We start from the raw sequence: 20,847 nt of genomic DNA on the forward strand, positions 1-20,847 counted from the left end.
CTCAGGCTTTGGGTAAGTTTGCCGCGGCGCGACCCACGCATTCGTAAGCAAACCCCGCTTCCCGCATCTTGTCGGGTTCGTACACGTTGCGGAGATCCACCACCAGCGGCCTGGCCAAAAGCCCCTTGAGCCGTTCCAGATCCAAAGAGCGGAACTGGTTCCACTCGGTGATGATGACCAGGCAGTGGGCACCCGTGGCGGCATCGTAAGCGTCCTGACAGTACTCCACCGTGGCCGGCAGAACCTCTTTGGCGTTGTCCATGGCTGCCGGGTCAAAGGCCCGCACCCGGGCTCCTTCCTTGACCAGGGCGGTGACGATGGGGATGGCCGGAGATTCCCGCATGTCGTCGGTTTCCGGTTTGAAGGCCAGCCCCAAAACGCCAACCGTAAGGCCGGAAACGCTGCCACCGCAGGCGGTGCGGATCTTGTCCACCATGCGCGCTTTGATCTTTTCGTTGACCTCCACCACGGTTTCCACGATGCCAAAGCGGTATCCGGCCTGACGGGCAATGTCGGTGAGGGCCCTCGTGTCCTTGGGGAAGCAGGAGCCGCCGTAGCCGGGTCCCGGATGCAAGAACTTGGGGCCAATGCGCCGGTCCAAGCCCATCCCCTTGGCCACGTGGTGCACGTCAGCCCCCAGCTTTTCGCACAAAATCGCGACCTCGTTGATGAACGTGATTTTCGTGGCCAGAAACGCGTTGGAGGCGTACTTGATGAGCTCGGCCGACTCTACGTTGGTGATCACAAAGGGGGTTTCGATGAGGTAGAGGGGGGCGTAAATGTCCTTCATGATGGCAATGGCCTGGGGATCCCGGGCACCGATGACCACCCGGTCGGGGCGCATGAAGTCCTCAATGGCCGAGCCCTCCCGCAAGAACTCGGGGTTGGAAACCACCGAAAACGGGAAGCGGCCGCCGCTTTTTTCCCGGATGATCTGCTCGATGAGCTGGCCGGTGCCAATGGGCACCGTGGACTTGGTGACCACCACCTTGTAGCCGTTGAGGTGGGCGGCAATGGTTTCCGCCACCTCGATGACGTAGGAAAGGTCGGCGGAGCCGTCCTCCCGGGGTGGGGTGCCCACGGCAATGAAGATCGCCAGGGCCCGCTCCACCGCTTCCGCCACGTTGGTGGTGAAGCGCAAGCGCCCGGCTTTGGCGTTTTTGGCAATGAGCCCATCCAGGCCCGGCTCGTAAATGGGGACTTCCCCCCTTTGCAGCATGGCGATCTTCTTTTCGTCTTTGTCCACGCAGGTGACGTCCATGCCGAAGTCGGAAAGGCAAGCCCCGGTGACCAGACCCACGTAGCCACTACCCACAACCGCAATGTGCATGCTGCCTCCTTGGCCCAAGGGCCGGGAAATTTTACCGTGCTTTAGGCCCGGAGGAGGGGGAAGGGGCGCTTAAGTTCCGGAGAAAGTGCTGGTAGATGGCTGAAAAGAGCTGCAACCGCTCGTTTTTTCCCAGAATCCCGTGGTCCTTGTTGGGGTAAAGGTACAGCGTGTAGTGTTTTCCGGCCTTGATGAGCTCGGCAATGAAGTTGAGGGTGTTTTGCCAGTGTACGTTGTCGTCACCGGTGCCGTGGGCCAGGAAAAGCGCCGCTTGCAGGTTTTGGGCCGCAAAAATTGGGGAGGATTCCTTGTAGCCTTCGGGGTTGTCGCTGGGGAGCTTGAGGTAGCGCTCGGTGTAAATGGTGTCGTAAAGTCGCCAATCGGTCACCGGCGCCACGGCTGCCCCGGCGCGGAAGGCGTTGGAATGGGTCAGCGCGTAAAGCGTCATGTACCCCCCGTAAGACCAGCCCCAAATGCCAAGGCGCGTGGCATCCACAAAGGGCTGTTGGGAAAGCCACTTCACCCCCGCCAGTTGGTCGGCGAGTTCGGTTTTCCCCAATCGGCCAAGCAGGGCCCGCTCGAAGTTCCGGCCACGGGCGGTGGAGCCGCGGTTGTCCAGGGAAAACACCAAAAAGCCCTCCTGGGCCAGGAAGTGATGGAAAAGCCCGGTGCGCCCGCCCCACCCGTTGCGCACCACCTGGGCGTGGGGCCCCCCGTACACGTACACCACCACCGGGTAGCGCTTTTTGGGGTTGAAGTGGGCTGGCTTCAAAAGCGAGGCGTAAAGCGGCGTGCCGTCGGCAGCCGCAAGGGTGAGGAACTCAACGCTTGCCAGCTCAAAGCGGTCCAGCTGCGCTGGTTTGTCGTAAGGGATGAGACGCAGGGTCTTTCCTTCCGCGGACAACAGGCGATACTCGGGAAGACGGGTAGCGGTGGAGTAGGCATCCAAAAAAGCCCGACACCCGGGGGCGGCCCGCAAGCTGTGGGTGCCCGCCTCCTGGGTCAGCCTTTCCACCGCACCGCCGGCCACCGGCACCCGGTAGAGGTGGCGCTCCAGGGGGGAAGCTTGGGTGCTTGTGAAGTACACGAAGCGCTGGTCAGGGGACAGGCCCAGGACCTCGGTAACCTCCCACTCCCCTGAGGTAAGCGGCACCGGTTGGGTTTCTCCCAGGTCCACGCGGTAAAGATGGCGGAAGCCGGAGCGCTCGGAGCCGAAGATCACGGCACCGTTTTCCAAAAACAGGAGGTCATCCTCCACGTTGATCCACGCCTCGTCGTGCTCGCGGAGCAGCACCCGGGCGCTCCCCAAAGGCCAATCGAAGCGCACCAGCTCGGCGTTTTTTTGCAGCCGATCCAGAAACAGCAGCCAAAAGCCGTCGCTTTTTGGCAAAAAGCCGAAGCGGGCCACGTACTCCCGCTGGGGTCCCTGGAAGCTGAGGCTCAGGCTTTGAGGTGCTGAGCCTTCTTGGGCGGGGACGGTGGTCACCGTCACCGAAACCCTGGCGTTGGCATCGCCGGCTTTGGGGTAGCGCAGCCAGCTCACCTGGGGGTGGGTGGGGGACAGGTCCACCAGCGGATAGGTGGGGACTGGGGTCAGGTCGAAGGAAAGGTAAAGGAGCTTTTGGGAGTCGGAAGACCACGCGTAGCCCTTGCTTTCGCGGTTGTAAAGCTCCTCGGTGTAAACCCAGTCCAGCTTCCCGTTGAGCTTGGTTTCGCTGCCGTCAAAGGTGAGGCGGTGCTCCCGGCCGGAAGCCAGCTCCACCAGGTAAAGGTCGTTAGCCCGCACGAAGCTCACCCACTGGCTGTTGGGGGAAAACTCCGCCAGCTCCTCCTCTTCCGGGGTGCGGGTGAGGCGGCGGAGGCTTTTGTCCTCGAGGTTCAAGAGGAAAAGGTCCCCCTCTTGGGTGAGCAAGAGCTTCTGGCCGTCGGGGGCAATTTGGAAGGAGCTCAAGACCAGCTTGAGGTCCTCTTCCCCGATCACCTGGAGCTGGCTTTGCCGGACCAGCTCCTGCCGGTGGCCCTGCCAGTCCTCCCGGACCAAAAGCTTGTCGTCCCCTTCGCTGACCACCCGCAAAAAGCCGGTGCCGTCGGGGAGAAAGCTCACCCTTGGCGGTGCTCCCTCCAGCGGTTCCCCGGCAAAAATTGCCTCAAGGGTGAGTTTTTCCTTGCCCCACGCCGGGCTTAGCAAAGCGACCAGGGAAAAAACCAACGCCGCGCTTCGTTTGCTGGACATCCCTTACCTCCCCGGCGATTGTAGCCGCTTAAGGCGGGTTCCGTACAATGAGCTGTGCGCTTCCGCTTGCCCTGGTGGGTTTTGCCCGCTTTGCTGGCGTTGGCCTTGAGGCTCGCCGCCACCCTCACCCTGCGCCCCTGGCACGACGAGTACTTCACCGCCTGGGCCGCCAGTTTGCCCTGGAGCGAGCTTCTGGCCGCTTTGCGCTGGGACTCAGGGCCACCGCTTCCTTACCTTTTGGCCAAGCTCGTGTCCCTGGCCGGCATCCCGGCGCTTGTGGCCGCCCGCGGGCTTTCGGTGGCCGCCGGGGTTTTGGCCACGCTTTTTGTGGGGCTGGCGGCCCGGCGGTGGGTGTCCGCTTCGGCCGGTCTTTGGGCTTGCTGGCTTTTTGCCCTGCATCCCCTGGCGGTGATGTGGGCTGCCGAGGGGAGGGCCTACGGGCTTTTGAGCTTGGCAGTGGCGTGGAGCTTGTGGGTGCTGGGTGAGCAGGAGGCGCAGGGAAGGCGCTGGCTTGGCCTGGCCGCTGCCCTGGGGTTTGGGCTTTACACCCACGCCTTGGGTGTGGTCTGGCTTTTGGCGGTGCTGGCGTACGGGGTTTTGGCCCGCAGGACTGCTGTGGTTTGGGCCTCAGGGGCCGCGGTGCTCAGCTTTTCGCCGTGGTTTTTTGTGATGCTGCAGCAACCCCCCGAGGCGGTGGCGTGGATGGCGTCGTCCCTTCGGGATGTGCCCGCTTGGGCGCGGTGGCTGGGGCCCTTGCGGCTTTTGCCGCCGCTTTCGGGCTGGGCCTACACGCTGGAAGCCCCTTCCGTGAGCGGGTATTGGCAGCTGATCGCTGCTGTTGTCAGCCTGGTTTGCTTGGCTTTGGCCCGGGGCTGGCTTTGGGTGCTGGGGGCCCTCCCCGCCGGTCTTTTGGCCGTGGGATGGTGGATGGGGCTTCCGGTGTACTACCCCGGGCGCGGGGAGGCGGTGCTGCTGGCCCCCTTTCTTGCCCTTCTCGCCTCGGGTATCGTGCGCAGCTCCCGGGCTTTGGGAGCAGCCCTTTTGGCCTTGAGCCTGGGGGGTAGCGTGGCGGTGGTGGCACACTTTTGGCAAACCCCACCGCGCCCCGAAGAGCGCATGGCGGAGGTGCTTTTACGGCAAGGTCGTTCCGGGGTTTTGGTGAGCACCGGCTGGTGGTGGCTTTCCATGCGCTACTACCTGCCGGCTTCTTGGCAGGTGCTTCACCTCCCCAAGGCCGCCCTCCAGCACCCGGGGTGGTTCGTGCCGGGGCGGGAAAAGATCACCGAAGGCGAACTCAGCGAGGCTTGGCAAGAGCTTGTGGCTGCTGGAGCACGGGGGGAAGGCGCGGGGCTGATCGTGACGCCCAGTTTGCGAGAAGCGCAAGAGCTGCGATCCTGGGGAAAACGGTTGGGGTGGCAGGCTTTGAGCTTTCCCGGAGGCGAGCTTTGGATCCCGGGGCAAGGTCGTTGACGGCAGGCTCTGCCCACCGCCTCCTGGCGGGTCTGGTGGCTGTCGCTTGCTTAGCCTCCGCTGCCGCCGGCTGGTGGAACTCCGCCACCAACGATGAGCCTTACTTCACCTTGGGCGCCTACGCGGCGGTGGCCGGCGAAGGGCTGTGGGTAGTGGAGCATCCCCCGTTGTACAAGCTGGCGGCGGGCATCCCTTTGCACTCCCTTCCCCTTAAACCACCCGCTCACCCCGATGCGGTGGCGTTTTCCCGCCTGCCCGATGTGATCCACGCTTTTCTCCACGAAAACAACGTGCCGGCGCTGACGATCCTGCGGGTAGCTCGGTTAGGGATGCTGGTGTTCCTGGTGCTTCTCCTTTGGGGTGTGTTCCGCCTTGGGGAGGTCATTGCCGGCCCGGGGGTGGGCTTAGCGGCCGCTTTTGCCCTGGCCTGCCAGCCTTTGGTTTTGGGCCACGCCTTTGTGGTGCACACCGATGTGCCGGCGGCAGCCTGCTGGGTCTGGGCATGCGTGTATCTGGAGACGTTTTTGGCAGGCCAATCCCCAGCTTGGGCTGGCTTAGGCGTGTGGTTGGGCCTCGCGCTGGCCGCCAAGCACTCCGGGGTTTTGCTTTTGCTCTTGGTGGTCCTGCGGGTTTTGGTAGCCCGGCTGCACCACAAACCTGTGGCGTTTTTGCGCTTGCTGGGAGCGTTGGTATTGAGCTGGTTGGTCCCTTTTTTGATCACAGCTTGGACCTTGCGTCATGTGACGGTGGGGCTGGAGAAGATGCTGGTGCAGTTGGTGGCGCAAAAGCTTGCCGCCTGGTCCTGGGTGAGAGGGTTTTTCTCACCCTTGGCGGATTGGTGCCAGGCGTGCTGTCACTGGCTTCTGGGTTTCGCTTTCGTGTTGTGGAACAACACCTACGGCCAGGGGGTGAACTTCTTCTGGGGGGCATTTTCCACTCACGGCTTTGCCTTGTACTTCCCCGTGGTGCTTGTAGCCAAGCTCAGCTTGCCCTTTACCGTTTTTTGGGTGATGGCGCTGGGGCGTTGGCGTTCCCTGCCTGGGGGGATCCGCTGGCTGGCGCTGTACGTTTTGCTTTACCTGGTGGCTTCCCTGGGTTCAGCCTTCAACATTGGGGCCAGGCACCTGATGCCGGCGGTGGCGTTGCTTTCGCTTTTGGTGGGGTGGATGCTCTCGCAGTTAGGCAGCGGTTGGCGCGCCGCGGTGCTGGCCGCGCTGTTAGCGGCGCCGGCGGTCTCGTTTCCCCACTACATTTCCCACTTCTCGCTGTTGGTGGGCGGCACGCGGGGGGGCGAAAGGATCTTTAACGATTCCAACTTGGACTGGGGCCAGAACTGGGCACGCTTGGCCAAGCTGGCCAAAGAGAGGGGCTGGCAGCCACTTTACGCCGTTTACATTGGCCCGGATGACCCTGCGGGCTACGGCACCCCCATGGAAAACGTGCTTTTAACCGGAAGGCTCCCGGGTTCCGGGTACGTGGCGGTTTCTTCCTGGGCGGCCACCGTGGGTCCCCACTACCTTGCCTACAGCGGTTTTGTGGAGAACGCCCGCTTTCTTCGGGAGCTGCTGGGGTTCCTCAAGGGGTGCCCGATGGTGGGACAGGTGGGGGACAGCATCAGGGTTTACCGCTGCGGGGAAACGCCAGCATTGCCGCTAGCGCCAGGAGAGCCAGCGCCCACCCCCAGGGAGTAGCGGGGTTTCCCGACCACGCAACCTCCACGCGATGGTGTCCCTGGGGAACCGGAACCGCCACGATGCCCTCGGCCATGGCGGCAACCACCGGTTTCCCGTCTACACGGGCACGCCAAAAGGGGTAGGCCAGCAGCCGAAGCTCCACCACGCCGGCATGTTCGGCTTCCACCACCACGGTGCGGCGCAAGGGCTGCCATTGCTGCACCGCCACAGCGCCGGGAGCCAGGACCAGAGTTTCTTTGCCGAAGCGCTGCAGGTTCGTGGCCAAACTGCTGAACGCCGCCGGGCGGTTTTGAACCGCGTCCACCACTAACGGGTTTCCCGAAAATGCCCTAAAAACCTTCTCCCCCAGCTCCACCCAGCTTTCCCTGGCGGCAAGCGCGGGGTCTCGCACGAGTCCCAGAGGCGGCATCCACAGATGGGGCAGGAGGAAGAGCACAATGGCAGCAGTACGCCGCTGGGTCGCAAGCGAAGAGAGGGCCCCGGGAAGCAGCAGCGAGACCGGAGTGAGGAAGCGCCAGGGAAACTGCAGGTATTTGAGTGGTGGAAGGGCGAGCCACAGGGGGTAGGTGATGGGGGTGGCCAGCAGGATGGCGATCCACACCAGAGCCCCCCGCCGTCGGTCGTGAAACCACACCATCAGGCCCACGATGCCCCAGGCCGCCGCAAGCCACCCTAAGCGGCGAACTGCAAAAGCGTCGTGGGGGCTCGGGGAAAAAAGGAAGTTCTTGGTGGCGCGAAAGATGTCGGAAGTAAGGCCTTCGTCCAAATTCACCAGCTGCCTTTCCAAAAAAAGCGGAACCCAGTGCCAGGCGCACAGGGCCAAGCCCGCCACCACCGGCAAGATGCGGCGCTGGAAGCCAGCAACGCTGGGTTTGGGAACGCCAACGCTCAAAACCACGAGGATGGCGGTCATCATGAAAGTGGGTGCATGCAGCAACCAAAGACCTGCCCACAGGAAAGCCTCAAGCCGTGCTGAGCCTCGGTCTTGAACGGCAGCTTCCAGCAGCCAAAGCGCTAGCGGAAGGGCTAAAACCTCGGAGGAAGCAGCGCGGTACACGAGCAGGAAGGGCACCAGCGGACTTGCCCACAGGAGCAACCCGCTGAGGGTGGGGGTTTTTGGATGCCATGCCCGGGCCACCATGAGAATCGCCGCTAGCGCCCCAAACCAGGCCAGCCGCAAGGCCTTGCCGATGTCACCCAGGATGAGCCCCAGGACCCCAACGACCACAGGTCCGCCGGGGCTGTAGAGGCGGATGCCGGGGCTGCCAAAGCCAGCGTTGAGGTCGGGCAGCCAAAGGGGGAGCTGCCCCTGGGCCAGGCAGCGGGCCACCTGCTGCGGCCACAAGATGTGCACGTAAATGTCGGGCCCGGCAGGCAGAAACGGCAGGAAAAGCGCGAGGCCAGCACCGGCGAGCAGCAAAAGGGTGAGAAACAAACGGTGCCGGAGGGCCTGGGTCACTTACCCCAACCGGTGGGCCTTAAACCACCGCACGAAGCGGCTGATGCCTTCCTCGATGGGCACTTCGGGTTGCCAGCCCCAGAGGCGCTTGGCCTTGGAAACGTCGGCAAAGGTGATGGGCACGTCGCCGGGCTGGAGGGGGAGCTCCTCCACCAGGGGGGGAACCCCCAGCTCCCGGGCGATGAGCTCGATGAGCTGTTGCAGCGTGGTGGTGCGGGAGCCACCCAAGTTGACGATTTCAAAATCCGCTTCGTGGTCGAAAGCTGCCATCACCCCGCGAACGATGTCGTCAATGTACGTGTAATCCCGGGCCATGCTGCCGTCCCCAAAGCGGGGGACGGGCTTGCCCTTGGCTAGAAGCTCGGTGAACTTGTAAATGGCCATGTCGGGGCGTTGCCGTGGGCCGTACACGGTGAAGAACCGCAATACCGTGACCTTGAGCCCGTAGAGGTGGTGGAAGGTGTAGCACATGAGCTCGGCGCCCCGCTTGGAAGCGGCGTAGGGGGAAATGGGGTAGGCAATGGGGTCCTCTTCGGAAAAGGGCACCTTGGAGTTAATTCCGTACACCGAGGAGGTGGAACCGAAGATGAAGGTGTACGCCCCAAACCGGTGGGCGGCTTCCAGGAGGTTCACGGTGCCCACCCCGTTGACCTCCTCATAAAGCCGCGGGTTGGCAATGGAGGGACGCACCCCAGCCCGGGCAGCGAGGTGCACGGTGGTGGAAATTCCAAACTGGCGGTAGGTGGCAAACACCAGATCCCGGTCGCGGATGTCCCCCTCCACCAGGTGAAACCTGGGGTTTTCAAGAAACGGCGCCACGTTTTCCCGTTTGAAGGCGGGGTTGTAGTAGTCGTTGAAATCGTCCAGGCAAACCACATCAAAACCGCGGTCCAAAAGCGCCTGGGTAACGTGCGAACCAATGAAACCGGCGCCGCCGGTGACCAGTACCGTGCGCATTTAGCCTCCCCCTGGGGTGGGTGTGGCCGAAGCCCGCTCCCCAGCTTCTCGCCGGTTGCGTACGAACCAGCGCAGGAGCCGAGATTGTTGCACACCGCGAACCACGCTTTCGAGGTCTTCGTAAAGCTGGGGGTCGTTCACCATGCGGCCGGCGCTGCCCTGCCCGCGGTCGAGCTTGTCGGCCACTGAGGCCAAGGCATGGGTGAGCTGGGCAAGGTCAGCAAGGAAGGAGTCGGCAAACTCCCTATCCCGCAAAAGACGGGGCAAGGTGCCTTGGCCGGTGGCCAGCTCCTGGGAGGCGGCGGCCAGGGCGGTGCTGGCCTGGGCCAGGCTGGAAAGGGTTTCGGTGAGCTTTTCCCTGCCTTTGGGGTCGCGCAGAATGGCAGCCAGCACCGTATCCTCGCGGCCCACGTCTTGCTCCAGGCGGGTGGCGAGGGCCCGGGCGCTGCCGGCGGCGGCAGCCAGGTCGGCAAATACCTTTTCCCCTTCGGGGCCCACCGCCAGCTTGCCCAAAAGGCCTTGACCCTGGCGGATTTGGTGCATCACCGCACCGGTGTCGTCTAAGAGGGCGTTGAGCTTTTTGGAAAAGCCTGCGGCATCAAAGGGCTGGTTGACCAAAGCTCCCAGTGCCCCTTCGCCGCGCTCCATCTTTTCCAAAATGCGGCGCAACGAGCCGGTGATGGCCACCACGTTGCCGATGGCTTCGCCACCTTGGCTCAAAGCTTCGGCAATGTCGGTGGGCTCCACGCTAGGCACCATGCCGCCTTCGGGAACTAAAGGCTGCAGGGGGTTTCCTGAGGAAAGCTCCAGGTAACGGTCGCCCAAAAGCCCCAGGGTGCGGATGCGCACCCGGGAATCGGCGCGGATGCGGGCAGCCAGTGCCCTTCGCACGCGAAAGGTCACGGTAATGCGCCGCTGGGCCGGGTCCTCCGGTAAGTCCACCGACTCCACCACCCCCACCACCACGCCGTTCAGCCAAACCTGGGCTCCCGGCACCAGGCCGGCCACGTCTTGAAACTGGGCTTTGTAGGCCACGTGGCGGGTGAACATGCCTTGCTTTTTGCCAATGACCAAAATCACCAGCGCCAGCAGGACCAAAAGCGCAGCGGTGAAAAGCCCCACTTTCAAGCGACGGCGCGGATCAAGCTCCAACATAAAGCCCTCCTGCCCGCAAGAAGCGGGCAAGCTCCCCGCTTTCCTTTGCGGCTTCCTCGATGCTGCCCAAAAAACTGAAGACCCCCTGGGAAAGGTAGGCCAAGGTGCCACCCAGGCTTTTGGCCACCAGCAAATCGTGGGTCACCACCACCGACGTGGCGCAGGTTTCCCCGGCCACATCGCGGATGAGCTCGGTGATGGCTTCGCCGGTGAGGGGGTCGAGGCCGGCGGTGGGCTCGTCGTAGAGGATCACCTGGGGGTCCAGCGCCAGCCCCCGGGCCAGCGCCACCCGCTTGCGCATCCCGCCGGAAAGCTCGGAAGGCATGAGGTTTTCGGTGCCGCCCAACCCCACCCGGGTCAAAAGGTGCGCGACCTTGTCGCGGATTTCGGCCCGGGAAAGGCTGGTATGCTCCAACAGAGGAAAAGCCACGTTTTCGCCCACCGTTAGCGAGTCGAAAAGGGCCCCCTGCTGAAAGATGTACGAGACCTTGCGCCGCAGGGGGATGAGCTCCGCTTCCGGGCGGCCGGAGACTTTTTCCCCCAGCACCTCTACCTCCCCTGCGTCCGGCTGGAGCAAGCCGTTGAGGTGCTTTAAAAACACGCTCTTGCCGCTGCCGGAGCTGCCAAGGACCACGAGGAGCTTTCCGCAGGCTAGCTCCAAGCTGATGCCGTTGAGCACCTTCTTGCTCCCAAAGGCTTTGTGGACGTTGGCCACGCGGATGGCAATTTCCGGCGTTTGCACGCTCATAGGGCCAAGAACAGCTTGGTGAGGAAAAAGTCCAGGGCTAACACGGAAATGGCAATGGCCACCACGGTTTCGGTGGTCACCTGTCCCACGCCGTTGGCCCCTCCTTCCGCCCGGAAGCCGTTGAAACAGGCAATGAGGCCAATGTCGAAAGCAAAGAAAAAGCTCTTTCCAAAGCCCGAAAAGAAGTCGCCGTAGTCCAAAAGCCGCAGGGCATGGCGAAAGTAAAAAGCCGGACCAAGCCCCACCTCCCAAACCGAAATGAACATGCCACCGATGATGCCCACCACGTCGGCCAGCACCGTAAGCAGCGGCAGCCCCACCAGAAGCGCCCACATGCGGGGCACCACCAGCTTGCGGATGGGGTCGGCCCCCAGCGAACGCATGGCTTCCACCTGCTCGGTGACCGTCATGCTCCCCAGCTCGGCGGCAATGCCTGCTCCCACCCGGCCACCCACCATGAGGGCGGTGAGCACCGGCCCCAGCTCCCGCACCAGGGAAATCGCCACCACCTCACCCATGTACAGCTTGGCGCCAAACTCCTCCAGGGCAAAGGTGGATTGCAGGGCCAGCACCATGCCTGTGAAAAGCGCAATAACTGCGGTCAGAGTAGTCGAATGAACCGCCAGCAGCTCCATTTGCCGGACGATTTCAGCCAGAGGGAAGGGCGGCGTGAACATCCGCACCACCGTATCCCGCGCCAGCAAAGTTGCACCCCCCAGATACCGGACCCGCCGCCAGGTGAGGTCGTACAGCCGATCCGGAAGCGCGGCGAAGAGCTGCACCATTGACTTCATGCCCCGCATCATAAGGTTCGGGGTTACGGCCTGCAACCGCTTTTGACCGGCGCAATTGAGCCTATACTAAGGCATGGCCATTCCTGAGTACCTCATTTGTTTGGAGTGTGAAACCCCCGTTTACGACTTCGAGTGGGCCAGCGGCAGGGTGGTGGAAGCGCTTTGCCCCCAGTGCGGCAACGATGACCCTGCTGCTTTTGCCACCGAGGAGGAGTTTGAGGAGTTGTCGGGGGCAGGTGAGGAAGAGGAAGAAGAGGAATAGGGCGAGCATATAATGGCCCCCGGGGGTTGAAGCATGGTTCAAGTTCTTACCGGGCCTCGTTTGGTCCGTGCCGTAAGGGCCGGATCCCTGGCGGTTGTCAAGCAGCAGGAGGCCATTAACCGCATCAACGTGTTTCCGGTTCCCGACGCCGATACCGGCACGAACTTGGCTTCCACGCTGCGGGTTGCTGCGGTGGCGGTGAGGTTGCCGCCTTTTCCGGTGGGCCTGGCGGCCCGGAAGGTGGCGGATGCAGCCCTGGAGGGCGCTCGGGGCAACTCCGGGGCGATCATGGCCCAGTTCTTCCACGGGCTGGCGGAAGCCCTGCAAAACCAGGTTCGCTGCACCTCGCTGGAGTTTGCACAAGCGGTGCGTCGGGCGGTGGAAGCGGCCCAACAGGCCATGGCGCACCCGGTGGAAGGCACCATCCTTTCGGTGCTCAAGGCCTGGGCCGAAGAGGTGGATGCCGGTGTCCGCGATGGGGTAAGGGATTTTGGGGAGCTTTTGGCTCGCTCCCTAACCCGCGCCCGGCAAGCGCTGGCCCGCACCCAGGAGCAGCTGGAGGTTTTGAGGAAGAACAAGGTGGTGGACGCCGGGGCTCAGGGTTTTGTGTGCTTTTTGGAGGGGGTGGTGAGCTTTTTCCGCGACCGCCGGGCTGCCGACTTACGGCAGGTGGGGTTGTCCGAAAGCGCCGCCACGCCCTTTGCGGCGGCCCACGCGGAAATGGAAACCGCCTTCCGTTTCTGCTCGGAAGCTTTGCTTTCCGGGGAGCGCCTGGACCGGAAGGCCGTGGCACGCCTGATTGAGCCCTTGGGGGATTCGCTGGTGGTGGCGGGGGGTGGCTCCCGCTTGCGGGTCCACCTCCACACCAACGAGCCCCAGCGCCTCTTTGCGCTTCTCGGCACCGTGGGTACCGTGGAGAAAACCAAGATCGAGGACATGATCCTCCAGCAGTTGGTCCACCGCTCGCCGTACCGGGTGGGGTTGGTGACCGACTCTTCCTGCGATTTGCCGGAGTCCACGCTGGCCAGTACCCACGTGGTGCGGGTGCCGCTTCACATCCTTTTTGGCGACCAGAGCTTTGCCGACGGTGTGGAGATCACCCCGGCGCAGTTCTACCAGCGCCTGGCCGCTTCGCCCATCCCCCCGAAGACCTCCCAACCGGCGGTAGGGGAGTACCGGAAGGTTTTCCAGCGCCTTTTGGAGCGGCACGAAGGCGTGGTGTGCGTGACGCTTTCATCGGGTCTTTCCGGCACCTACCAGGCGGCCCTGGCTGCCGCCAAGGAGGTGGACCCCCAGCGCATCCGGGTGGTGGACAGCAAGGGGCTTTCGGTGACCTTGGGTTTGGTCATGGAGGAGGTGGTGGCCAAGGCGGCCGCTGGGGGTTCCCTGGAAGAAGTGGCGCAAGCTGCTGAACAGGCGGCCGCTCAAACGAAGCTTTTTGCCGCCATTCCCTCGCTGGACACCGCCGCCAAAAGCGGGAGGGTTTCCCCGGGCCTGGCCCGCCTTTCCAAGCTGTTGTTCCTGCGCCCCATCTTGACTTTGGATGAGGCCGGCAAGGCCACCAAGGCAGGGGTGCGCTTGGGCTTTGCCTCTTGCTTGCGGGGGTTGGTGAGCAAGGCAAGGGCCTTTGCCGGAGATTCGCCGGTAAAGCTCATGGTGGCCCACGCCAACGCCATTGGCGCGGCCCAGTACGTGGCCGAGCGGTTGTGTTCGGCCTTTGGGGTGGACGACATCCCGGTGGTGAACCTCTCGCCGGTGCTGGCGGCCCACACCGGCCCGGGGAGCGTGGGCATTGCGGTGCGTCGGTTGAAGCCCCTTGCAGGGAAAAAGGAGGGAGATTAAATTTCGCGCAAACCCGGTTTCCCCGGGGTGGAGGAATGCATGCCGAGACCGGATTACATCATTTGCCTGGAATGCGAATCGGAAGTGGAGGACTTCACCTGGCGGGACGGCGAAATCCGCCGGGCCACCTGCGAGGTGTGCGGCAACTCTGATCCCGACGCCTTTGCTTTGCCCGAGGACTTCGAGGAGCTTGACGAAGAGGAAGAAGAGGAGGATTGGGAGGACGAGGAGGAGGACGAGGATTACCTCGACGAAGAGGATGAGGACTTCGAGGAAGAGGAAGAGTGATTGCTTTTTCCCTTCTCGTTGCGTACCTCCTGGGCTCCATCCCCACAGCCGTTTGGGTAAGCAAGCTTTTCTTTGGCGTTGACGTTCGCGCCTTGGGGTCGGGAAACGCCGGAGCCACCAACGTGGCCCGCACCCTAGGGTGGGAGGCAGCGCTGCCGGTGGTGTTGGTGGATGTGGGCAAGGGCGCCTTGGCGGCGGCCCTGCCCAAGCTTTTTTGGCAGGGGTTTCCGGTCTGGTTGCCGTTGGCCTGCGCGGTGGCGGCGGTGGTGGGGCACACCTTCCCGGTTTTTGCCGGCTTTCGGGGTGGCAAGGGTGTGGCCACCGCCGGTGGCGGCCTTTTGGTATTGGCTCCGGCCTTGGTGGGTCTTGCGGCTCTTGTTTGGCTGGCGGTGGTGGTGCTCACGCGCATCGTGTCGTTGGCTTCGCTGCTGGCAGCGCTAACGCTGGTGGTGGGTGCTTTTGCTTGGCCGGCCTTGGCGCCCTGGGGCATGAAGCCGCTAGCTTTATTGCTGTGCCTTTTTGTGTTTTGGACCCACCGGCAAAACATCCGTCGTTTGCTTTCGGGGCAGGAACCCCGTTTTACCTTTGGCAAACCCAAGCCATAAAAAAACTGGCGGGTTGTGCCCGCCAGGAAAAGAAGGAGGAGGTTGGATGCGTGCGGCGAGGTCGTGGCCGTTGCCCCTGGCCGCACTTTTTTGGCTAGCAAAATGCGTGCCAACCGACCGTGGAGCTAGCGGTCGATTAGAAGGGTAAATCCCCCAGGCATCAGAGACGCTCGGCTCTTGAACTTTTGCTCCCACTGTAACCCTTTGTTTTGGGACACCGTGTCCCCCGGCGAGGACAGCTCCTCGGGAAACGCTGGAAGGACCGCGCGGCGGGGGGCAGCTGGAGGGGCCGTCTCCGTCGTCGGGACCCGCGGGTGGGTTTGCGCAGCGGCAGGCTCGCTGTGAGGCCTTTTCAGTCAATTTTGCCGAGGTACTTGACAGCGAGGCCCGAGGTAAAAACTGGGCCGCTATAACGGCTGCGGCCTGGACCATCCGCAATCGTGCGTTGGGCAGGGTTTTCGGGGTGTGGACGTCTTCAGGCGATTGGGCAGGGATCAGCCGCGACAGCTACCCCGGTGGGTGGTATTCCCACTCCACCTGCTCGGCACTCCCCTGCGGCGATTACCACCCGCAGTTTTGTGACCTTTCACGCTGGTACTGCTGCGCGATCCATGGCGGAAAGCTTTCGGTGGGAGCTCTTCAATGGCAGTTCAACGACACCCACGTGCCCTGGTACGATCTGCAACAAACGGCCATTCATTATGCTGCGTTTTACGTGATGAACGGGCTGGCTCCGGACATGAGCCAGCCGGGGCCGGGTAACCCCGGGTGGGTGCCGCCTGGGGTTTCAGGGTGCTTCGTGGGTTGCCCCCAGCCTTTGCCGGGCCCAAACCAGCGGCGGCTCGCGTGGTGCCTCTACGGGTCCAACTCCTTTGACACCAACCCAAATGGAGCCATGGAGTTCCGCAGCAGCTACTATCCGGCGCAAAACGCGGCTGACTGCAAGCAGCCCAAAGGAACGGTGTGTCCCGGGGGGCAAAATTACTTCTGGAATCGCCTTAACCACCAGCCGGTGGGCAAGAACGATCCGTTCTGGGACTACAGCAAGGTTACGGGATGCGCGGCTGACCCCGACACCCCGTGGGATACCGTGGACGTTGAGATTTGGGTGGAGGATCCCCCCAACAGCAGGAGTTGGAATTTCCTGGGCCGCGTGGGTGCATCGGAGGACTATGGCGGCACTTGCCAGATAAACGGGAAAAACTATGGACGTTACCGGAAGTTCAAGTTGAGCCTGCCCAGTAAGTACCGCATCGGTTCCTGGAGTTTTCGCTTCCGGGTGTGGGATACTTGGCCTAGCAAGAATAGCCCGGAGGGTTTCTACGAGTGGGTGGCGTTGCGCTAGGTTGGATGGTTGGTTTAGCGGTGGCGTTGCCGCGGGGTGCAACGCCCTGTACCTGGTTTTTGGAGGGGGATGACTTATTCGGTCCGGTTCAGGAGGTGGTTCTCACCCGAACCGAGGGGAACGAGACGCGCACCATCCTGCTCCGCTACGACCGGGAAGGGTTTCCCGTGGCACGCTTGGCCAAGCCGCCCCACTGGGGCCCTTTTGGTCCTGAAAAGTTCGTGTTCGGTTTCTCCTCGGATTTACTCCCGGCGGACTTTCGGGTTTTGAAGGTGGAGCGGAGTGGCGCTTCCACGTGGGTTTTGCGAGGAGCGGAAATGCCGCCGGAGTACCAGGTGCCATTTTCCCCACCGGGCGGTCCACGCCGGCCACCTTCCGGCCCGCATCTTGGCGGGTTTTTGCCGGGCGAGGCTCTTCCCCCGGGGTCCAAGGTGGTGGAACCCGGGGAAGGGCCCCCTATGGAAGAGCGGCGAGTGGTCCTGGAGTGGGACGCGAAAGCTCGCCGTTTGACCATGGCTCGCTATGAGTTTTCGCTTTTGCACACGTACGAGTTTTTCTTTGATGCCGACTGCCGGCTTTCCCTTATCCGGCACCTGGATGACCACGGGGAGCTCAAACGGGTTTTTTGGCGGTTTTACGAGGGGGGGTGTTTGGTCCGCGAGTACGTCTGGGACGTTAGGCCGGATGTGAGGAATGAGGCCCTGCAAACGTGGTGGGGGGCCTGGCTTGCCCGCAGCTGGGTTTACCTGCCTGGCGGGTTTACCACGTTCGAAATCAACACGGACCCGCAAAGGCCCGGAGTTGACCGGTTGGTCTCCATTGATGAGCTGGCTTTCGACCATTACGGCAACTGGACCCACCGCCGGGTGCGGAGCCGGGAGTGGGCAGTGTTTTGCCCGGTGGGTCCCCCGCCGTGCGATGGGGAGGTGGTGGAGACCCGTGTCATTACCTATTACCCGGAGGATGCTCGCCAATAGCGTTTCGATGGTTTCCGGTAGGGCGTAGCAGCCGCAGTGTCTTCCTGCGCAGGGTTTTGGAGAACAGCAGCCGCAGTTCACGGCTTCCCGGGGTAGGATTGGGGGAGTCGTCGGTTTTTTCCGGACAATTGGGAGGGCACCCCACGGGACGGCGGGCGGACTTGCGCAGGGGCGGGGGGTATGCTAAAAAAGCACCCGGCTTGTGAACGACGCTGGATGAGGGAGAGGACAGACATGAACATTGAACAAAAGGTCAAGGACATCATCGTGCAGCAGTTGGGTGTGGATCCGGAGAAGGTGAAGCCGGAAGCGACCTTTACCGACGATTTGGGTGCCGATTCTCTGGATACCGTCGAGCTCATCATGGCCTTTGAGGAAGAGTTTGGGGTGGAAATCCCCGACGAAGCCGCCGAGAAGATCCGCACGGTGGGCGACGCCATCGCGTACCTCAAGGAGCACGTCAAGGAGTCTTGATGCCCCGCCGGGTTGTGGTCACCGGGGTGGGGCTCATCTCCCCGCTGGGGGTTGGGACTGAACCCACGTGGGAAGCCCTCATCGCCGGGCGTTCGGGTGTGGGCGCCATCACCAAGTTCGATGCCTCGACCTTCCCGGTGAGGATTGCCGCCGAGGTCAAGGGCTTTGACCCGCAAGTCTGGCTCGACGCGAAGGAAGCCCGCAAGTTCGACCTCTTTGTGCAGTACGCCCTGGCGGCCAGCCTTATGGCGGTGGAGAACTCGGGGCTCAAGATCACCCCGGACGTGGCCGATCGGGTGGCCGTGGTTTTGGGCTCAGGGATAGGCGGTTTGCCGCTCATTGAGGAAAACCATCGAACGCTACAGGAAAAGGGGCCGCGGAGGGTTTCACCGTTTTTCATCCCCGGGGCCATCATCAACATGTGCGCGGGGCTGGTTTCCATCCGCCTGGGGGCCAAAGGGCCCAACATGGCCACCTGCACCGCGTGCTCTACCTCCGCCCACGCCATCACCGACGCCTACCTGTACATCCGTCACGGTTACGCCGATGCTGCTATTGCCGGGGGTGCGGAGGCGGTGATTGATCCCCTGGCGGTGGCGGGGTTTGCCTCCATGCGCGCCCTTTCCACCCGCAATGAGGAGCCGGAAAAGGCCTCCCGGCCCTGGGATCGGGATCGGGACGGGTTTGTGATGGGCGAAGGAGCGGGGGTGCTGGTGCTGGAGGAGCTGGAGTTTGCCTTGCGGCGTGGCGCCCCAATTCTCTGCGAGGTGCTGGGGATCGGCATGACCGGCGACGCCTACCACATCACCGCGCCCTGCGAGGACGGCGATGGGGCAGCGAGGGTGATGGCGGCAGCTTTGAAGGATGCCGGCATTGCCCCCGAGCAGGTGGACTACATCAACGCCCACGGCACCTCCACGCCCCACGGCGATCGCATTGAAACCGTGGCCATCAAGCGGGTTTTCGGCGACCACGCCTACAAGCTGGCGGTTTCCTCCACCAAATCGGCCACCGGTCACCTTTTGGGAGCTGCCGGTGGGCTGGAAACCGGCATTACCGCCCTGGTGGTGGCCCGGGACGTGATTCCGCCCACGCTCAACCTGGACAACCCGGACGAGGGCTGCGACCTGGACTACGTGCCCCATCAAGCGCGAAAGCAAACGGTGCGGGTGGCCTTGTCTAACTCCTTCGGGTTTGGCGGCACCAACGCCTGCATTGTGCTGGGTAAGTGGGAAGCTTAAGGCCGTACCCTCGGCCTGCGTTGCGGTGCAGCGCTATTCGTACTAGAATTCACAAGGGCGCGGCAGCGCCACGAAAGGGGGGGCTATGAGGATTGCCGTGCTGGTTACCTACGTCCCCGACACCGCCTCCACCATCAAGGTGGGTCCGTCGGGAAAGAGCATTGACGAGACGGGGATCAAGTGGATCATCTCGCCTTACGACGAGTTTGCGGTGGAGGAGGCCATCAAGCTCAAGGAAGCCAAAGGGGCTGAGGTCACCTACATCACCTACGGACCGGAGAGGGACCAGCAGGTGTTGCGGGAATGCTTTGCCCGCGGCGGCGACAAGGGCGTGCACGTGGTGGGCACCGGCGCGGCCTTTGGCGACGCCTTTGCCATTGCCCAAATTCTCGCGGCGGCGGTGAAAAAGGCCGGGCCTTTTGATTTGATCTTCGCCGGGGTTAAAGGCGTGGGCAGCGACCAGGGCCTGGTGGGGGCCATGGTGGCGGAGCTTTTGGACATCCCCCACGTGGGTTCGGTTACCAAGATCGAGTACGGGGAGAAAAGCCTCACGGCCTGGCGGGAAATTGAAGGCGGCCAGGAGGTGGTGGAGGTTTCGCTGCCGTGCTTGATCACCGCCCAAAAGGGCCTCAACGAGCCCCGTTACCCCTCGCTCAAGGGCATCATGGCGGCCAAGAAGATGCCGGTGGAAAGCGTGAAGGTGGCGGACCTGGGTGTGGATGAGGCAAGCGTGGGCGGGGCCACCTGCCGTTGGGTGGCGCTTTCGCTGCCACCGGCCAAGTCTTCCGGCAAGATCATCAACGGCGAACAGGACCCGCAAGCGGCGGCCCGGGAGCTGGCGCGGCTTTTGCGGGAAGAAGCCAAGGTCATTTGAGGAGGCTGCCATGGCGGGAATCCTCGTATTCGTGGAGCAGCGCGACGGTCAAATTCGCAAGGCCTCCCTGGAGGCTCTATCCGAGGCTAAGAGGCTAGCGCAAGCCAAGGGAATGCCGGTGTCGGCGGTGCTTTTGGGTTCCGGCGTGAGCCAGCTGGCGGCCGGCCTGGGGGAATGGGGCGCGGAAAAGGTGTTTGTGGCGGACCAGCCGGAGCTTGCCCAGTACTCCCCCCAGGCCTACGCCCAAGCCGTGGCGCAGGCCGTGGCGCAGGCCCAGCCGCAAGCGGTGTTTTTAGGGGCTACGGCCCTGGGGCGCGACCTTTCGGGGAGGCTGGCGGCCAAGCTCAAGGTGGGGTGCTTGCCGGATGTAACGGCGCTCAAGTGGGACGGCGATACCCTGCAGGCGGTGCGGCCGGTGTACTCCGGAAAGGCTCTGGCCACCGTGGATGGCGGCCACGCCGTGCCGGTGGTGGTGACCACGCGGCCCAACGTGTTTGCCGCCCAAAAGTCGCCAACGACTGCTGAGGTGGTTTCCCTGCCGGCGGTGGCGGTGAGCGGTGGCTACCGGGTGAAGGAAGTGGTGACCTCCCAGGGGGGCGAGCTGGACGTGGCGGAAGCCGACATCATCGTTTCCGGCGGCCGGGGTTTGCGTGGGCCTGAGAACTTCGCGCTCATCCGCGAGCTGGCCAAAGTGCTGGGAGCGGCGGTGGGTGCCTCCCGGGCGGCGGTGGACGCCGGCTGGATTGACCACGCCCACCAGGTGGGGCAAACCGGCAAGGTGGTGTCACCTACGCTGTACATTGCCTGCGGCATTTCCGGGGCCATTCAGCACCTGGCGGGGATGTCCTCCTCCAAGGTCATCGTGGCCATCAACAAGGACCCCGAGGCACCGATCTTCAAGGTGGCGGACTACGGGGTGGTGGGCGATTTGTTCCAGGTGATCCCGGCTTTAACGGAGGAAATCCGCAAGCTGAAGGCGTAAAGCCCGCACCGCTTCACGCCGGTAGAACTGTTGATCGCCGGAAAGCCGCGTGCTTTTTCCCCTGCGCCGTGGGCACCGCGAGCTTGCCGCGGCAGGGCGAAAGACGTACAATAGCTTTGC

At 63.2% G+C, this 20,847-nt stretch carries 19 protein-coding genes; 12 read left to right on the top strand and 7 right to left on the bottom strand.

The genetic code is table 11. From position 1 onward, the window contains the following. Position 1: 1 nt before the first annotated feature. Together EG19_RS02000 and EG19_RS02005 are read right to left on the bottom strand one after the other, a co-directional pair. Complete coding sequence (locus EG19_RS02000; protein ID WP_038046868.1) at positions 2–1,330, bottom strand: UDP-glucose dehydrogenase family protein; 1,329 nt, start codon at positions 1,328–1,330, stop codon at positions 2–4. Positions 1,331–1,361: 31 nt separating this feature from the next. Further along, positions 1,362–3,560, bottom strand: a complete 2,199-nt coding sequence (locus EG19_RS02005) for a S9 family peptidase (RefSeq protein WP_053334764.1) — start codon at positions 3,558–3,560, stop codon at positions 1,362–1,364. A gap of 54 nt (positions 3,561–3,614) precedes the next feature. Here EG19_RS02005 and EG19_RS02010 point away from each other — a divergent pair, with 54 nt between their 5' ends. Together EG19_RS02010 and EG19_RS02015 are read left to right on the top strand one after the other, a co-directional pair. Next, complete coding sequence (locus tag EG19_RS02010; RefSeq protein ID WP_038046871.1) at positions 3,615–5,030, top strand: glycosyltransferase family 39 protein; 1,416 nt, start codon at positions 3,615–3,617, stop codon at positions 5,028–5,030. Positions 5,031–5,065: 35 nt separating this feature from the next. Beyond that, complete coding sequence (locus EG19_RS02015) at positions 5,066–6,721, top strand: ArnT family glycosyltransferase (protein WP_235208687.1); 1,656 nt, start codon at positions 5,066–5,068, stop codon at positions 6,719–6,721. Here the strand turns inward: EG19_RS02015 and EG19_RS02020 are convergent. The 5 genes from EG19_RS02020 to EG19_RS02040 are packed head-to-tail and all read right to left on the bottom strand — an operon-like array spanning position 6,645 to position 11,837. Continuing rightward, positions 6,645–8,183, bottom strand: a complete 1,539-nt coding sequence (locus EG19_RS02020) for a glycosyltransferase family protein (protein ID WP_038046877.1) — start codon at positions 8,181–8,183, stop codon at positions 6,645–6,647. The two genes, EG19_RS02015 and EG19_RS02020, sit on opposite strands and share 77 nt — an antisense overlap. Then, positions 8,184–9,140: a GDP-mannose 4,6-dehydratase gene (locus tag EG19_RS02025; protein WP_038046879.1), complete on the bottom strand. Its 957-nt coding sequence runs from the start codon at positions 9,138–9,140 to the stop codon at positions 8,184–8,186. It lies immediately after the preceding gene. Then, on the bottom strand, positions 9,141–10,295 hold the full coding sequence (locus EG19_RS02030) for an MlaD family protein (protein WP_038046881.1): 1,155 nt from the start codon (positions 10,293–10,295) through the stop codon (positions 9,141–9,143). Then, the gene (locus EG19_RS02035) at positions 10,282–11,043 is read right to left on the bottom strand and encodes an ABC transporter ATP-binding protein (protein WP_038046884.1); all 762 of its coding nucleotides are present in this window, start codon (positions 11,041–11,043) and stop codon (positions 10,282–10,284) included. Before EG19_RS02035 ends, EG19_RS02030 begins: the two co-directional genes overlap by 14 nt. Then, a complete protein-coding gene (locus tag EG19_RS02040) occupies positions 11,040–11,837 on the bottom strand; it encodes an MlaE family ABC transporter permease (protein ID WP_038047008.1) in 798 nt (265 codons plus the stop codon). The genes EG19_RS02035 and EG19_RS02040 overlap by 4 nt, the downstream gene beginning before the upstream one ends. Before the next feature lie 73 nt (positions 11,838–11,910). Between EG19_RS02040 and EG19_RS02045 the strand changes: the two genes are divergently transcribed. The 10 genes from EG19_RS02045 to EG19_RS02090 all read left to right on the top strand — a co-directional run bounded on the left by EG19_RS02045 (position 11,911) and on the right by EG19_RS02090 (position 20,727). Then, a complete protein-coding gene (locus EG19_RS02045; RefSeq protein ID WP_038046886.1) occupies positions 11,911–12,099 on the top strand; it encodes a hypothetical protein in 189 nt (62 codons plus the stop codon). A gap of 33 nt (positions 12,100–12,132) precedes the next feature. Continuing rightward, positions 12,133–13,941 carry a DegV family protein gene (locus EG19_RS02050; RefSeq protein WP_038046888.1) on the top strand — a complete coding sequence of 603 codons (1,809 nt, stop codon included), beginning with the start codon at positions 12,133–12,135 and terminating at the stop codon, positions 13,939–13,941. Between the two features lie 39 nt (positions 13,942–13,980). Next, complete coding sequence (locus EG19_RS13880) at positions 13,981–14,229, top strand: hypothetical protein (protein ID WP_038046890.1); 249 nt, start codon at positions 13,981–13,983, stop codon at positions 14,227–14,229. Next, a complete protein-coding gene (gene plsY, locus EG19_RS02060; protein ID WP_038046892.1) occupies positions 14,226–14,834 on the top strand; it encodes a glycerol-3-phosphate 1-O-acyltransferase PlsY in 609 nt (202 codons plus the stop codon). The genes EG19_RS13880 and plsY overlap by 4 nt, the downstream gene beginning before the upstream one ends. 895 nt (positions 14,835–15,729) lie before the next feature. After that, positions 15,730–16,179, top strand: a complete 450-nt coding sequence (locus EG19_RS13550) for a hypothetical protein (RefSeq protein ID WP_161685282.1) — start codon at positions 15,730–15,732, stop codon at positions 16,177–16,179. A gap of 5 nt (positions 16,180–16,184) precedes the next feature. After that, positions 16,185–17,156 (top strand): hypothetical protein, encoded by a 972-nt coding sequence (locus EG19_RS02070; protein ID WP_038046897.1) that lies wholly within the window; start codon positions 16,185–16,187, stop codon positions 17,154–17,156. 234 nt (positions 17,157–17,390) lie between these two features. Further along, complete coding sequence (locus EG19_RS02075; protein WP_038046899.1) at positions 17,391–17,630, top strand: acyl carrier protein; 240 nt, start codon at positions 17,391–17,393, stop codon at positions 17,628–17,630. Next, positions 17,630–18,871, top strand: a complete 1,242-nt coding sequence (gene fabF / locus EG19_RS02080; protein WP_038046901.1) for a beta-ketoacyl-ACP synthase II — start codon at positions 17,630–17,632, stop codon at positions 18,869–18,871. Before EG19_RS02075 ends, fabF begins: the two co-directional genes overlap by 1 nt. An 85-nt stretch (positions 18,872–18,956) precedes the next feature. Further along, entirely contained in the window at positions 18,957–19,745 is a 789-nt protein-coding gene (locus EG19_RS02085; protein ID WP_038046903.1) for an electron transfer flavoprotein subunit beta/FixA family protein, read from the top strand. A 10-nt stretch (positions 19,746–19,755) separates the two neighbouring features. Then, the gene (locus EG19_RS02090; RefSeq protein WP_038046904.1) at positions 19,756–20,727 is read left to right on the top strand and encodes an electron transfer flavoprotein subunit alpha/FixB family protein; all 972 of its coding nucleotides are present in this window, start codon (positions 19,756–19,758) and stop codon (positions 20,725–20,727) included. The last annotated feature ends 120 nt before the right edge of the window (positions 20,728–20,847 follow it).

The sequence above is a fragment of the Thermoanaerobaculum aquaticum genome, from assembly GCF_000687145.1.
GTDB classification, from domain to species: domain Bacteria; phylum Acidobacteriota; class Thermoanaerobaculia; order Thermoanaerobaculales; family Thermoanaerobaculaceae; genus Thermoanaerobaculum; species Thermoanaerobaculum aquaticum.